Below are 14,780 nucleotides of genomic sequence, written 5' to 3'. Positions count from 1 at the left end.
AAGTGACCAAGCTTGCCAGCGTGGCCGACGCCATCATCCGTCACATCGAATCCGGGTCGCTCCGCGAGGGGGACAAGTTGCCCTCCGAGGGAGAACTCGCGGCGAGTCACGGCGTGAGCGTAGGCACCATTCAGAAGGCTCTCGCCCGGCTGGTGCACTCTGGACTGATCACCCGCGAGCAAGGCCGGGGAACGTTTGTCTCGGGCACCCAGGTGGCGCCCGCTGACGTGCGCTACCTGCGCTTTCGCGACGCGGAGAACAAAGAGCTGGCGTCCTACGTGCATGCACGCTCCGTCAAGCGGCTGAAGCGCAACGGACCGTGGTCAACGTTCCTCGGTGGCGAGGAGTTCGTCCGCATCGAGCGGTCCATCAGCATCGGCGGACGCGTTGATCTCTACAGCGAGTTCTGGTTGCGGGAGGACCACTTCGCGCAACTGGGCGATCTCGACCGCGTTTCGCTCGAGAAGAACCTGCGTGAACTGCTCGGCCAGCGGCTCTCGCTGCCCACGCTGCGAGTCGACCAGTGGATCCGCTTCGCGGCGCTTCCCGCCACGGCCGCTCGCGAGCTCGAGTCGAGGACGGACGCGCCCGGCTTCATCATGGAATTGCGTGGTTACACGTTGCGCGACCAGCCCCTATATTACCAATGCGTGTATTCCGGGCCGTTTTCAGAACGTCTCGTGGTCATGAGTTAGGAACAGCGATGGCGAATAACCAATGGAATTGTCAGGCACTCGAGGACTGGACAGCGCGGATCTTCGAAGCCTGCAGCATGCCAGCTGACCAGGCGGTCGAAGCCGCCGCCGTGCTGGTGCGCAGCGAACTGCGAGGCTATAAGACACACGGCATGACGCGCATGGCCTCTTATACCGAGCGTCTGCGAGCAGGCGACTTCAACCCGCGCCCAACCATGCGCCACCGCACGTTCCCAGGCGGGATCGTGCTCGATGCAGACGGCGCGATGGGACAACTCGCCGGCCCCTACGCGGTACGACTCGGGATCGAGGCCCTCGCAACCAGCGCATCGGTGCTGATTGCGGTGCAATCGAGCGGCCACCTCGGCGCGCTCGGCATCCACGCCTTGCTCGGCGCCGAGGCGGGTGCATTCAGCATGATCGGCCAACGTACGCCGCCGATCCTCGCGATGGAAGGCTTCCAGCACGCAGCCATCGGCCACAACCCGATTGCCTTCGGTTGTCCTGTGCCTGGCCAGGCTCCGCTCGTTTTCGACATCGCGTGCAGCGTCGCCGCGCGCGGACATATTCTGCTCGCCGCACGCGAAGGTAAGCCGATCCCCGCTGGCTGGGCGCTGGACGCGTCGGGTACGCCGACCACCGACGCGGATCGCGCGCTAGGTGGCTCGCTGCTGCCTATGGGCGGACACAAGGGAATCGGCATTGCGATGATGGTGGAATGCCTCGCTGGTGCACTGACCGCCACCGCAGATTCGCTCGGCACCGCAAGAGACGATGTTCAGAAGGCGGGCGCCGCAGGACGACAGGGTGGCTTCCTCTGGATGGTGAAACCCGGCGCATTTGCCACGCAGGGAGTCTTTGACGAATACATGTCGCAATGGACCGGGACCTACCTGAACTCGGGCGGCGACGACGCGAGGCTGCCTGGCCACCGTGGCGACGCAATGGAACGCGAGCGCCGGCAGCGCGGCATCATGCTGCCCCCCGAGATCGCGCAGGAGCTTCGCGCGCTGGGTGAGCAGTTCGGCATCAGCTTCCCGGCATCAACGACACAACCTACTGACACCCGTCGGGATCAATGAATCGCGACGTAAGCGGCCCGGGCACTCTCGCCTGCCGCCCGCTCACCACTTCGGAGTAACCGCTACATGAATGCCCCGCTTTCCGATGCCACCCGCAAGGCTCTCGAAGTCGTCACACTCGACGACAAATACACGCTGGAGACGGGCCACGCGTTCATGAACGGCGTCCAGGCGCTCGTGCGCCTGCCGATGCTGCAGCGCGAACGCGATGCACGCGCGGGACACAATACCGCGGCCTTCATTTCTGGCTACCGGGGCTCGCCGCTCGGCACTTATGACCAGGCACTGTGGCAAGCGAAAAAACATCTCGCTGCTCACCACGTCGTGTTCCAGCCCGGCCTCAACGAGGAACTGGCCGCTACGGCCGTCTGGGGATCGCAGCAGCTTGATTTCGATCCCGCCACCAGGAAGTACGATGGCGTGTTCGGGATCTGGTACGCGAAGGGACCGGGCGTGGACCGCAGCGCAGACGCACTGAAGCATGCCAACCTGGCTGGCACCGCGCCGCTGGGCGGCGTGCTCGCGGTGGCCGGTGACGATCATCTGTCCAAGAGCAGCACCCTTGCGCATCAAAGCGACCCGACCCTGATCGCTTGCGGGATGCCGGTCTTCTTTCCGGCGAGTGTTCAGGAGATTCTCGATCTCGGACTTCATGCGTTGGCGATGAGCCGTTATTCCGGTCTATGGGCTGGCATGAAAACGGTTCAGGAGGTGATCGAGGCGGCGTCGTCAGTTGTCGTCGATGCTGGCCGCGTTCCGATTCTGCTGCCCGAAGACTTCCAGATGCCGCCAGGCGGCGTTCATGCCCGTTGGCCGGACGAACCGCTGGTTCAGGAAGCGCGGCTGATGGAGGTCAAGTGGCCGGCCGCGCTGGCCTACATCCGCGCCAACCGCCTCAATCGCAACGTGATCGAGGGGCCGCGGGATCGCTTCGGCATCATCGCGAGCGGCAAGGCCTTCAGTGATACGAGGCAAGCGCTGGCCGACCTCGGCCTGGATGACGCTCTGTGCCGCACCCTCGGCATCCGTTTGCACAAAGTCAGCGTGATCTGGCCGCTGGAGCCAACCGGCGTGCGCGAATTCGCACACGGTCTGCGAGAAATACTTGTTGTCGAGGAAAAGCGCCCGCTGATCGAGCAGCAACTCAAGGACGAGCTCTATCACTGTGCGCCCAACGCTCGGCCTCATGTAATTGGCAAGTACAACGAACGCGATGGCGAACACTTTGGCGGAGAGTGGAGTCACAGCAACCCTGGCGCGAATTGGCTGCTGCGCGCCAACGCAGACCTCACGCCTGCGCTCATCGCCAAGGCTATTGCCCGTCGCCTGAAGATGCTGGGTGTGCCTGAAGACGTCGCCGCGCGGATGGATGCGCGCATCGCAATCATCGAGGCCAAGGAACGCGAACTCGTCGCCAACGACGGCAGTGATGGCAATCGCCTGCCGTGGTTCTGCCCCGGTTGCCCGCACAACACGAGCACCCAGGTGCCTGACGGCTCGATCGCGATGGCCGGCATCGGCTGTCATGGAATGGCGGTCTGGATGGACCGTTCGACGACCTCCTGGAGCCAGATGGGCGGCGAAGGCGTGCCATGGGTCGGTCAGGCGCCGTTCAGCACGCGCTCGCACATGTTCGCCAATCTCGGCGACGGCACGTACAACCATTCCGGGTCGCTCGCTGTCCGGCAAGCGATCGCTGCGGACATCAACGTCACCTATAAGATCCTGTTTAACAGCGCAGTGGCCATGACCGGCGGGCAGCCGGTCGGTGGGCAACTCGACGTGCCGGCCATGACGCGCGAGCTCGCGGCAGAAGGCACGAAGCGGATCGTCGTTGTCACCGATGAGCCGGACAGGTACGACGGGACGGCCAACCTCGCGCCCGGCGTCACCGTCCGTCACCGCGACGATCTCGATGCCGTGCAACGTGAGCTTCGCGACGTATCGGGCGTCACCGTCATCGTCTACGACCAGGCCTGTGCGACCAAGAAGCGACGCGAGCGCAAGCGCGGCACCATGGCGGATCCGGCGAAGCGTGTGATCATCAACGAACTCGTGTGCGAGGGCTGCGGGGACTGTTCCGTGCAAAGCAACTGTCTCGCGGTTCAACCCGTGGAAACCGAGTTCGGCCGCAAACGGCGCATCAATCAGGACACCTGCAACAAGGACTTTTCCTGCGTCAAAGGTTTCTGTCCGAGCTTCGTCACGGTCGAGGGCGGGCAGCTCAGAAAGCCTGCGGCGGCAGGCAAGGCGAAGCACACCGACTTCCCGTCGATTCCGGAGCCGGTGTTGCCGGCGGCGGATCTGGCATGGGGCATCGTCGTGGCGGGCGTGGGCGGTACCGGCGTCGTCACCATCGGCCAGGTGCTCGGCATGGCTGCCCACCTGGAAGGCAAGGGCGTAATCACGCAGGATGCCACTGGCATGGCGCAAATGGGCGGCGCCACCTGGAGCCATATCCAGATCGCCCGCGACCCGGAGGCGCTTCACGCAACCAAGGTCGCCGTCGCCATGGCCGATCTGGTGATCGCATGCGATGCGATCGTGGGCGCCAACAAGACGACGCTTGCGACGATGCGTCAAGGTCACACTTTCGTCGCCTTGAACACCCACGGCGTGCCGACGGCGGAAGCGATCCGCAATCCAGACTGGCAGTCTCCGGTCGACCGTTGCATGACCTCCATCTCCGCGGCGGTCGGCGCTGACCACGTTGGCATGTTCGATGCCGAGCAGGTCGCGACCGCGCTACTCGGGCAGTCGATCTACACCAACCTGCTGATGCTCGGCTACGCATGGCAGAAAGGCCGCGTGCCGCTGTCGCGTGACGCGCTGATGCGAGCCATCGAATTGAACGCGGTGCAAGTCGAAAACAACAAGGCGGCATTCGAGTGGGGCCGTCGTTGCGCCCACGATCTGCAGGCTGTGCAAGCGAGCTTTGCGGTCCCGAAGGTGATCGAGTTCGTCAGAAAGCCATCGATCGCCGATATGTTTGCCAAGCGCGTTGAGTTCCTCACTGCTTACCAGAATCGTGCCTACGCCAGTCGGTATAGTTCGTTCGTCGAGAAGGTGCGCGCTGCCGAAGCTCCGCTTGCCAGCACCCAACTCACCGAGGCGGTCGCGCGTTATCTGTTCAAACTGATGGCTTACAAGGACGAATACGAAGTCGCGCGGCTGCAAACCGCGCCAGAATTTACCGCCAAAATTGCGGCGATGTTTGAAGGGGATTACAAACTTGTTCATCATCTGGCGCCGCCTTTGCTGGCCAAACACAACGAGAAGGGCGAACTCGTCAAGCAGGCCTTTGGCCCGTGGATGCGCCGCGCTTTTCGCGGACTCGCCAAGCTCAAGGGCCTGCGCGGTACGGGGCTGGATCCGTTCGGCTACACCGACGAACGCAGGACGGAGCGTGCATTGATTGGCGAATACCGCGCCTGTATCGAAGAACTTCTCATGACGCTCTCGACCCACAACCTCACGTTGGCGCTTGAGATCGCGCGCCTGCCTGAAGAGATTCGCGGCTACGGCCATGTCAAGGCACGTAACCTGGCCGCGGTGCGGACAAAGTGGGATCGCTTGATGGCGCGCTGGCATGTTGGCGAAACCGCCGGCGCTGAGCTTGAGCGAACGCTCAATCTGAGCGCGACGTAGGCGGGCAAGATGTGACGTGCCCCTCCAATCGGCTGGAGGGGCATCGCGTGAGATCGCGGAGGCAGCCGCCAGGCGATCAAACTTCCGATCATGAATTTGATGGCCGCCGTTACCGAGTCCGAGCTTTGCACCGCACACTACCGTGCGAATCATGCTTCAACAGTCAGAACGAGTATCGAGCTCGTCACAATGGAGACATCATGTACAACGATTCAGCCAAAAGCGCACCGCTTCACACCGTCGCCAGCGACGCGAGACCACGCAAGGCATTGTCCAACTCATGGGCCATTACGGCGATCACCATCGGCAGCGGCCTGGAGTTGTACGACTCTGTGGTCTACAACTTCTTCGCGACCCTGATTGGCCCACTCTTTTTCCCGATCGGCAATGCATTCGGACAGACGCTTCTATCGTTCGCCACCTTCGGCATCGGCTATGTGATGCGGCCCCTCGGCGGCCTGGTATTTGGCCGCTATGCCGACCGAGTCGGCCGCAAGCCAGCGGTGATACTCACGCTGTGGCTGATGGGGTTGAGCGCGTTGATCCTCGTGCTGGCGCCTACGTATGCGCAGATCGGCCTGATGGCACCGGTGTTGGTCGTGCTCGCCAGGCTGCTTCAGGGCTTCGCGATCGGCGGCGAAATGGGACCTGCCAGCGCCATGCTGCTGGAGTATGCCGACGAGCACTCGCGCGGCTTCTACACCAGTTGGCAACCGTTCAGTCAGGGCCTCGCCGCGGTGCTCGCTGCGCTGGTCGCGCTGACGCTGAGCAATCTGCTGGACCCGAGCGCCCTAAGCGGCTGGGGCTGGCGCGTCGCCTTCGTCATCGGCATCATGGTGATTCCGGTCAGCATGGTGGTCCGGCGGCGTCTGGAAGAGACCTTGACGCCTGCGCATGCGAAAGCGGCGACGGCGGGCGGAGCCGGGCAGCTGCTGAAAGAGCACTGGCCCAAACTGGTGGCCAGCGTTCTGGTCATGATCGGTCTTGCATCGGCCGTGCACATCGTGGTCTTCTACCTTCCGAACTACGCGGTCATCCAGCTGCATATGCCCCTCTCGCAGACGATCTGGGCCGGCTTCGTCGGGTCACTGATCCTCGCCGCGTTGTCACCCTTCTCCGGCTGGCTCAGCGATCGGATCGGCCGACGCAAGGTCGTGTTCTGGTCGCGCGTCGCACTGCTGGCCATGATCTACCCCGCATTCGTGCTGCTCAACGGGCAACCGACCCTCGTGCGTCTGCTCATCGTGGCCGCCTGCCTCGCAGTGCCAATGGCGATGACTTCGGCCGCTACGCTCGTGTTGGTCAGCGAAGTGTTGCCACAGAGGCTGCGCGCCACAGGCGTGGCTGTCAGCTACTACGGGGCGATCGTGATCTTCGGCAGTTTTTCGCAGTTCTTTTCGACCATCCTTATCCATCTGACCGCCAATGCCAACGCACCTGCCTTCTACGTGATCGGTTGCGGCCTGGTCTCACTTCTCGGGCTGGCGATGGTGCCGGAAACGATGGGCAAACGCCTATCGTGACCCAGAGCAAGATCATCGGTCGTGCGGCGCACGGATCCTTTCAGTTGCGCCCGCTTGAGATCTGGGCAGTGCGCGTCGCGGGATCGATGCCGACGATCGTCGCGGTCACCTTCGCGACGCGCTCCAGAGAACCCGGCTTTGCCTCTACCCGAGCTTCACCTCGTTCTGCAAAGGCCGATTTTGTTCAAACGCCGAGACGCTTTCGAGCGTGGTCTCGCAGATGGTCGTCAATGCCTCATGCGTCAGGTAGGCCTGATGTCCAGTGACGATGACATTGGGAAACGAGACGAGGCGTTGAAACACATCATCGGTGATGATCTCGCTGGAGAGATCGCGAAAGAAGAGATTCCCCTCCTGTTCGTACACGTCGATACCAAGGCCGCCAAGCTGCCCGGTCTTCAACGCGTCGATGGCGGCCTCCGTGTCGATCAGCCCACCGCGGCTCGTGTTGATAAGGATCGCGCCTGGCTTCGCGCGTTTGAGCGTTTGCGAATTGATGACGTGGTATGTCGTGGGTGTGAGCGGACAATGCAGCGAAATGATGTCGGCTTCCTCCCCAATCTCGCCCGGCTTCGCATAGCTCAGACCGAGCGCCTCGAATTCCGCCGAGGGTTGCGGATCGAAACCGATCACCCTGCAGCCGAAGCCGAGCATGATCTTCGCAAACACGCGGCCGATCTTGCCCGTTCCGACCACCGCAACCGTCTTGCCGCAAAGGTCGAAGCCGGTCAGACCGTCGAGCGAAAAGTTCGAGTCGCGGGTGCGGTTGTAGGCACGGTGCACCTTGCGGTTGATCGCGAGCAGTAGCGCTACCGCGTGCTCCGCCACGGAGTTTGGCGAGTACGTCACGACGCGCACCACCTTCATGCCGAGCCCTTCGGCAGCTTCGAGGTCGACGTTGTTGAAGCCCGTGCAGCGCAACGCGAGCAGACGCGTGCCACCCTTGTGCAGCGCGCTCAGTATCTGCGCGTCAGCCTTGTCGTTGACGAAGATGCAAACGGCGCCGTAGCCCGCGGCAAGACCGACGGTGTCTCTGTCCAGCAGCACGTCGAAGTAATGCAGCTTGTGCTCGCCGCTCCTGTTGGCCTCGTCGAGATACCGGCGTTCATAGCGCGTCGAGCTGAAGATCGCCACTTCCATGATGGGCTCCTTGCGTATCCGTCATTCGAATTTCGTTCGGCTGCGGCGCGGCTGCGTCTAGCCGGCTGCGATCGCTATGGCGATCTGCACGAACAGCACCTTGACGATGGTCATCGACGGGAAAATCATCGCGTACATGATGTCGGGCTGATCCGTCGGCGCGATGCGGTTGGCAAAGGCGAGGATCGCCGGGTTGCCGGTAGCGCCGCAGATCACGCCGACCGACGTATCGAAAGACAGCCTGAAGATCCACAGGCAGCAGATAGCCGTCACGCCGACGAGTACCAGCAGCGTGATCGCGCCATAAAGCAGCAGCAGCGGCCCGGCGGTGCCCACGGTCGCGACGAACTTGGGTCCGCAAGCAATGCCCACCTGCGCGAGGAAGATCGTGAGTCCAAGATTGCGAAGGACCAGATTCGCCGAAAGCGGCATCACCCAGACGAACGGTCCGTTGCGGCGCGCCTTGCCGAGGCACAGCGCGACAAGCAGCAATCCCGCGAGACCCAGGCTGAACGCGCCGAGACCAGGCAAGCGCAGCGGGATCGCGCCGACCAGCAGCCCCGCCGCCGCGCCTATGCCCAGGCAGATGAAACTGAGGTCGGCCGTGCTTTTGATCGAATCGCCGAAGAACGCGCGCACGCTCGCCTGATGCGCGCGATTGACGAGCAGGCCGACCCGGTCGCCCGCTTCGAGAATAAGGTCTGGACTGGACAGCAGATCGGCGTCGCCCCGCCGCACGTGCGCGACCGCGCAGTTCACGCCGTCCGGGAAGCGCAGACTGCCAAGCGACATTCCGACGACCGACGGATTCGATGCGAACACCCGCATATAGTCCAGATCTTCCCGATGACTCGCGATTCGCCCGGGCTGCAATTCGCCGCACAGCGCCGTTGCTTCGTCGAGCAGGCGGTGGTCGGTGGCGGTGACGAGCAGAACGTCGTCAGCGCGCAGAATGAAATCGTCGGTGGTGAGCTGGTTGTGATGGTCGCGCCGCACGGCCGCGATTGCCACACCGGCAGGCAGACGTGTCAACAGCTCAGGCAGCCTGAGCCCGAAGAAACTGGCATTGCGCAACGCGATTTCCGCAGTCTGCAGCAGCTTGGCAGGCGGCTTGTGTATCTTGACTTTGAGGGCCAACTGCAGCGCGTAGATAAATAGAATCGGCCCAGCCACGCCGAACGGATAGGCAACGCTATAGGCCACGGCGGCATCGCTGCTCTTCATCGACGCAATGGCAACCTGCAGGCTCGCCGTGCTCGTGCCGCTGCCCGCGAACATCCCGAGGGCATCGGCGAGCGTGATGCCGAAACGGATGAAGCCGCACGCGACGAGACCCGAAACGATCACGCCGATACACGCGGCTGCGTTGGCCTTCATGCCATCCCGGCTCGTGAGCCCGCGAAAGAACTGCGCGCCATACTGAATGCCGATGCCATAAAGAAACATCAACAGACCGAGCGTGCCCAGCAGCGCCGGCGGCGTGGCTTTCGGCGCGAACGCGCCGAGCGCCAGTCCAACGAACAGCACGGCCCCGGAGCCCAAAGCGACGCCCTTCACATTGATTTCGCCGATCAGGTAGCCGACCGCGATGGTCAAAAAGAGCGCGAACAGCGGCTGACTTTCGACGAAGGTTCTGACTGCATCCATGCCGCCCCCTGGTGATGGACAAAGCAACACAGCAGTACGTAAATATTAAAGTCGCTTTGCTGCGCACCGTTCAGCGCGATTGCGACCATTCATTGCGACCATTCATCGCGATTCAAGCACGACGACACTGCGCGCTTCCACACGGCAGGCACCGCATTCGACGCGGGCTGTTTCAACAATCGAAACAATGTCCGACGGTGGTTGCGCGGCCGTATCGACAATCCGCCGCCAGTTCGCGTCGTCGAGGGCGGGAAGCTGCGCATCGCGCGCATCCGCATTCATGTTAAGGACCACGTGCAACATGGGCTCGCCCCGCGCATGTCCCGCGAGCGTGAACGCGACCAGGCGAGCACCCGGGTCGCCCCATGCGGGAGATCCAAGCCGTTCGCCGTGCCAGGCGACATCCGGCTGCGTCCGACCGTGCTCGGCACCGCCCGTGAGGAAACGGCGACGGCGCAGGCTCGGGTGACGCTTGCGAAGCGCAATCATCTCGCGCACGAAACGCAGCATGTCGAGCGCGCCATCGGCGAAATGCCAGTCCATCCATGACAGCGCGTTGTCCTGGCAGTACGCGTTGTTGTTGCCGCGCTGGCTTCGCAGGATTTCGTCGCCGGCGAGCAGCATCGGCACGCCCTGGCTCAGCAGCAGGATCGCGATGAAGTTGCGCGCCTGCCGCAATCGCAGACCGACGATCGACGGATCATCGGTGACGCCTTCGGCGCCGCAGTTCCACGACAGGTTGTCGTTGCTGCCGTCGCGGTTGTCGTCGCCGTTCGCCTCGTTGCGCTTCGCGTCGTAGCTGACGAGATCGCGCAACGTAAAGCCGTCGTGGCAGCTCACAAAGTTGATGCTGTTCACGGGCAGTCTGCCGTCCGCTTCATAAAGGTCCGCGCTACCCGCGAGGCACGTGCACATCTGGCCGATCAGTCCCGGATCGCCGCGCACGAAGCGCCGGATCACATCGCGATAGCGGCCGTTCCATTCGGCCCACGCCATGCCCGGGAACGCGCCGACGTGATACAGGCCCGCCGCGTCCCACGCCTCCGCGATTAGCGGCACGCGCGCGAGCACCGGCGACGCTTCCATCGCCCACGGCAACGGCGGCGTACCCAGCAACGCGCCGCCCTCGCCGCGCGTGAAGACGCTCGCGAGATCGAAGCGAAAGCCGTCCACGCCGAGTTCCTGCACCCAGTACTCGAGGCAATGCAGGATGAACGCCGACACCAACGGATGATTGCAGTTGACCGTATTACCGCAGCCCGTGTAGTCGAGATAGCGCCCGCCGTCCGCCGGATCGACGTGATAGAAGACTTCGTTGGCGAGCACCTTGAAGTTGATCACCGGACCGCTCAGGCCCGCTTCCGCGGTGTGATTGAACACCACATCGAGCAGCACGGTGATGCCGGCCTCGTGCATCGCGTCGATCAACGCACGGAACTCCTGCGGCGCGCGCTCGGGGTCGACGCAATAGCGCGGATGCGGACTGTAGAAGCTATGCGTGCTGTAGCCCCAGTAATTGACGAGCCCTTTCGCCACTGCCGATGCTGGCACGTCCTGCTCATCGAAGGCCATCACCGGTAGCAGCTCGACGTGCGTGATGCCCAGTTCCTTCAGATACGGGATCTTCTCGATCAGCCCCGCGAACGTGCCGGGATAGCGAACCCCGCTCGATGGATCGCGCGTGAAGCCACCCACATGCAGTTCGTAGATGATCGCGTCGTCGAGCGTGCGCACGGCCACGTCTTCGCGGAGGTCCAGCGGTTCGGTGACGATGGCTCGAAAGGACGCATGCCCGGGTTCGTGCACACCGGCGGCGGGCTGGCGGTGCCAGTGGCGATCGCTGATTGCGCGCGCGGTGGGATCGAGCAACTCGTAACGGCTGGCGGCTTCGTCGTCGAGTTGCGGCACGCGATGATTTCCGTAGGCGCGCCACGTATAGCAGCACTGCGCCGGCAGATCTTCGATCAGCACATGCCAGAAATAGAACGTGCGGTTGCTCTCGGGTTCAAGTCCGATGATCTGAAACGGCTCGATGCTATCCGTCGACGCGTAAAGCAGCAGTTCGAGATGCGTCGCGTGCCGGCAAAAAATGCAGAAGTTGACACCGTCCGGCACGACCGACGCACCGAGCGGAAATCGCGAGCCAGGCCGCGCCTGATAACTGCGCGTGCTTTCGACGTTAGGGCTGAGCAAGATCGATCCTCACCGCACGTGTGTTCCAGATGCGCTCGCAATACTCGCCGATCGCGCGATCCGACGAGAACTTGCCCGAGCGCGCCGTGTTCATGATCGACATTCGCGTCCACCGCGGAGCGTCGCGCCACGCGTCGCTCACGCGTTGCTGACACGCGACGTAATCCGCGAAATCGGCCAGCACGAGGAACGGGTCCGAGTGCAGCAGATTGTCGACGAGTGGTCTGAATACATCCGGGTCGCCGCGCGAGAAACGCCCTTGCGCGATCTGCGTGAACGCTTCGCGCAGATCGTCGTTGGACTGCACATAGTCGGACGGCCGATAGCCGTTGCGCTTTAACTCTTCCACCTGCTGCGCGGTCAAGCCGAACAGGAAGAAGTTGTCGGCGCCCGCTTCTTCGCGGATTTCCACGTTCGCGCCGTCGAGCGTGCCGATCGTCAGCGCGCCGTTCATCATGAACTTCATGTTGCCGGTGCCGGATGCTTCCTTGCCCGCTGTCGAAATCTGCTCGGACAGGTCCGCGGCTGGATACACCCAGTGCCCATTCTTCACGTTGAAGTCCGGGTAGAAGACCACTTTCAGCCGGCCGTCGATCACCGGGTCTTGATTGACGACTTCGGCGATCCCGGTGATCAGCCGGATCATCAGCTTGGCCATCGCGTAGCCCGGCGCGGCCTTGCCGCCGAAGATAAAGCAGCGCGGCGCGACATCGAGCGCGGGATTGCGGCATAGCTGGTGATACAGACTGATGATGTACAGCGCGTTCAGATGCTGGCGTTTGTACTCGTGAATGCGCTTGACCTGAATGTCGAACAGCGCGTTAGGATCGACGTCGATGCCCGTTGCGCTAGCGATGCGTGCCGCGAGCGCGCCCTTGTTGTCACGCCCGATCGCACGCCATGCTTCATGCAAGCCGGCATCGTCGGCGTGTGCGGCGAGTGCGTCGAGGCGCGTGAGATCGGTGCGCCATTCGCTGCCGATCGTTCGATCCAGAAGACCCGCGAGGCCAGGGTTGCTCAGCATCAGGAAGCGGCGCGGCGTCACCCCGTTCGTCACGTTGAGAAAGCGCTGCGGAAATATCTCGGCGAAATCGTGCAGTACGGTCTCGCGTAGCAGATCTGAATGCAACGCGGCCACACCGTTGACCGCATGAGCGCCAACCGTAGCGAGATGCGCCATGCGCACTTTCTTGTCGCCGCGTTCGTCGATCAGCGACATGCGCGTCACGCGCGCGTCGTCGTCGGGAAAAACGCGCCGAACGTCATCGAGAAAACGGCGATTGATTTCGTGGATGATTTCGAGCGGGCGCGGCAGCAGGCTCTGAAAGAGCGGCAGGCCCCAGGTCTCGAGTGCCTCGGGCAATAGCGTGTGATTGGTGTACGCGAAGGTGCGCTGCGTGAGGTCCCACGCGGTATCCCACGCGAGCCCGTGCACGTCCAGCAGCAGACGCATCAATTCGGCGACCGCGATCGACGGATGCGTATCGTTGAGTTGCGCTGCGAACAGCTCCGCGAACTGCTCGATCGACGTGCCCTTTAATGCCATCAGCCGCAACATGTCCTGCAGCGAACACGAAACGAAAAAATACTGCTGCGCGAGCCGCAGACGCTTGCCCGCCTCGGGTTCGTCGTTCGGATAGAGAACTTTGGATAAGGTCTCCGACACGACTTTTTCCTGCACCGCGTCGTAGTACTGGCCGGCGTTGAAGTCCTGAAAGTCGAACGACTCCACCGCTTCGCTCTTCCACAGACGCAGCACATTGCAGGTATCGACGCGATAGCCCTGCACCGGAAAATCGCAGGCGACGCCCTTCACTTGCCGCGCCGGTATCCAGCTCACACGCAGGCGGCCCTGATCGTCGGTCTGGTGTTGCGTGTATCCGCCAAAGCCGACGTAGTGGCTCACATCTGGCCGCACGATTTCCCATGGGTTGCCGTTCTGCAGCCACTTGTCGGTTACCTCCACCTGCCAGCCGTCGCGAATCTGCTGATTGAAGATTCCGAACTCGTAGTGGATGCCGTATCCGATGGCCGGTATTTCAAGCGTCGAAAGCGAGTCCATGTAACACGCGGCAAGGCGTCCAAGTCCGCCATTGCCGAGGCCGGGTTCTTCCTCGATCGCGAGCAGCGCGTCGAGATCCTGGCCGAGTGCATGCATCGCTTCGCGCGCTTCGTCCTGCATGCCGAGATTGAGCAGATTGTTGCCGAGCTGCGGACCGATCAGGAACTCCGCCGACAGGTAGCAGGCAAGCTTGACGTCCTTCGCCGCATAGACTTTCGTCGACGCGGCCCAACGCGCCAGCATCCGATCGCGCACGCTGAAGGCAAGCGCCATGTACCAGTCGTGCGGACCCGCAATGTCCGGATAACGCCCCTCGCGGCAAATCAGATTCCTCACCACGTCGTGCTGGAACGCGTAGCCGCTCACGTCGCGCGACGCGGCTTTCGCGTTCGAAGCCGCCTGTGCTACTGAAACATCGTTCATGGTCTCTGCCCTCGCATTTCACGCCGGAGCTGGATGGGCCGCCGGTTTCCATTGGAGGATTCAGATGGGCGTTGGCCGCGCTGCGGCGGCGCCGTCATTTTGCCAGCCGCGTCGCGCCTGTCGACGGCCCTTTGCGACCGGGTTCCGGAAAAGATAGCCCCAAAAGGAAGCTTCAGAAAAGCATATGTTACTGAACGCAGATTGCAAGCAACGGCCGAATTTTCCGGTGCACACACGCGTGTCTTTACTGTTTGACCTGCGACGCGCGCTCTTCAAACCTTTGTTTTAGACGCTTAGCGAAGCCCGCGAGTATCGTTGGTACTGGTCTACCCGGTTCTTCGGCGTTCCCCCGAAGCGAAAGGCACCG

General features: G+C 62.8%; 8 protein-coding genes. 4 read left to right on the top strand and 4 right to left on the bottom strand.

The genetic code is table 11. The features are described 5' to 3' along the window. Window positions 1–2: 2 nt before the first annotated feature. The 4 genes from OKW43_RS36505 to OKW43_RS36490 all read left to right on the top strand — a co-directional run bounded on the left by OKW43_RS36505 (window position 3) and on the right by OKW43_RS36490 (window position 6,948). The gene (locus OKW43_RS36505; RefSeq protein WP_187638130.1) at window positions 3–695 is read left to right on the top strand and encodes a GntR family transcriptional regulator; all 693 of its coding nucleotides are present in this window, start codon (window positions 3–5) and stop codon (window positions 693–695) included. Window positions 696–703: 8 nt separating this feature from the next. Next, window positions 704–1,777 (top strand): Ldh family oxidoreductase, encoded by a 1,074-nt coding sequence (locus OKW43_RS36500; protein ID WP_187638129.1) that lies wholly within the window; start codon window positions 704–706, stop codon window positions 1,775–1,777. Between the two features lie 66 nt (window positions 1,778–1,843). Continuing rightward, window positions 1,844–5,425: an indolepyruvate ferredoxin oxidoreductase family protein gene (locus tag OKW43_RS36495; RefSeq protein ID WP_429453383.1), complete on the top strand. Its 3,582-nt coding sequence runs from the start codon at window positions 1,844–1,846 to the stop codon at window positions 5,423–5,425. 200 nt (window positions 5,426–5,625) lie between these two features. Beyond that, the gene (locus tag OKW43_RS36490) at window positions 5,626–6,948 is read left to right on the top strand and encodes an MFS transporter (RefSeq protein ID WP_429454736.1); all 1,323 of its coding nucleotides are present in this window, start codon (window positions 5,626–5,628) and stop codon (window positions 6,946–6,948) included. A gap of 144 nt (window positions 6,949–7,092) precedes the next feature. Here OKW43_RS36490 and OKW43_RS36485 read toward each other — a convergent pair whose 3' ends face one another. The 4 genes from OKW43_RS36485 to OKW43_RS36470 form a co-directional block, all read right to left on the bottom strand. Next, window positions 7,093–8,088, bottom strand: a complete 996-nt coding sequence (locus tag OKW43_RS36485; protein WP_429453381.1) for a 2-hydroxyacid dehydrogenase — start codon at window positions 8,086–8,088, stop codon at window positions 7,093–7,095. 57 nt (window positions 8,089–8,145) lie between these two features. After that, window positions 8,146–9,735, bottom strand: coding sequence for an aspartate:alanine exchanger family transporter (locus tag OKW43_RS36480; protein WP_187638126.1), 1,590 nt, complete (start codon window positions 9,733–9,735; stop codon window positions 8,146–8,148). Between the two features lie 102 nt (window positions 9,736–9,837). After that, window positions 9,838–11,928, bottom strand: coding sequence for a glycogen debranching protein (locus tag OKW43_RS36475; RefSeq protein ID WP_429453379.1), 2,091 nt, complete (start codon window positions 11,926–11,928; stop codon window positions 9,838–9,840). Further along, complete coding sequence (locus OKW43_RS36470; RefSeq protein ID WP_429453377.1) at window positions 11,915–14,413, bottom strand: glycogen/starch/alpha-glucan phosphorylase; 2,499 nt, start codon at window positions 14,411–14,413, stop codon at window positions 11,915–11,917. Before OKW43_RS36470 ends, OKW43_RS36475 begins: the two co-directional genes overlap by 14 nt. Window positions 14,414–14,780: the final 367 nt, after the last annotated feature.

This window comes from Paraburkholderia sp. WC7.3g (assembly GCF_050436345.1).
Taxonomy (GTDB): domain Bacteria; phylum Pseudomonadota; class Gammaproteobacteria; order Burkholderiales; family Burkholderiaceae; genus Paraburkholderia; species Paraburkholderia podalyriae.
Note: the sequence above shows the minus strand (reverse complement) of the source record. Positions and strands in the feature narration are given on the sequence as shown.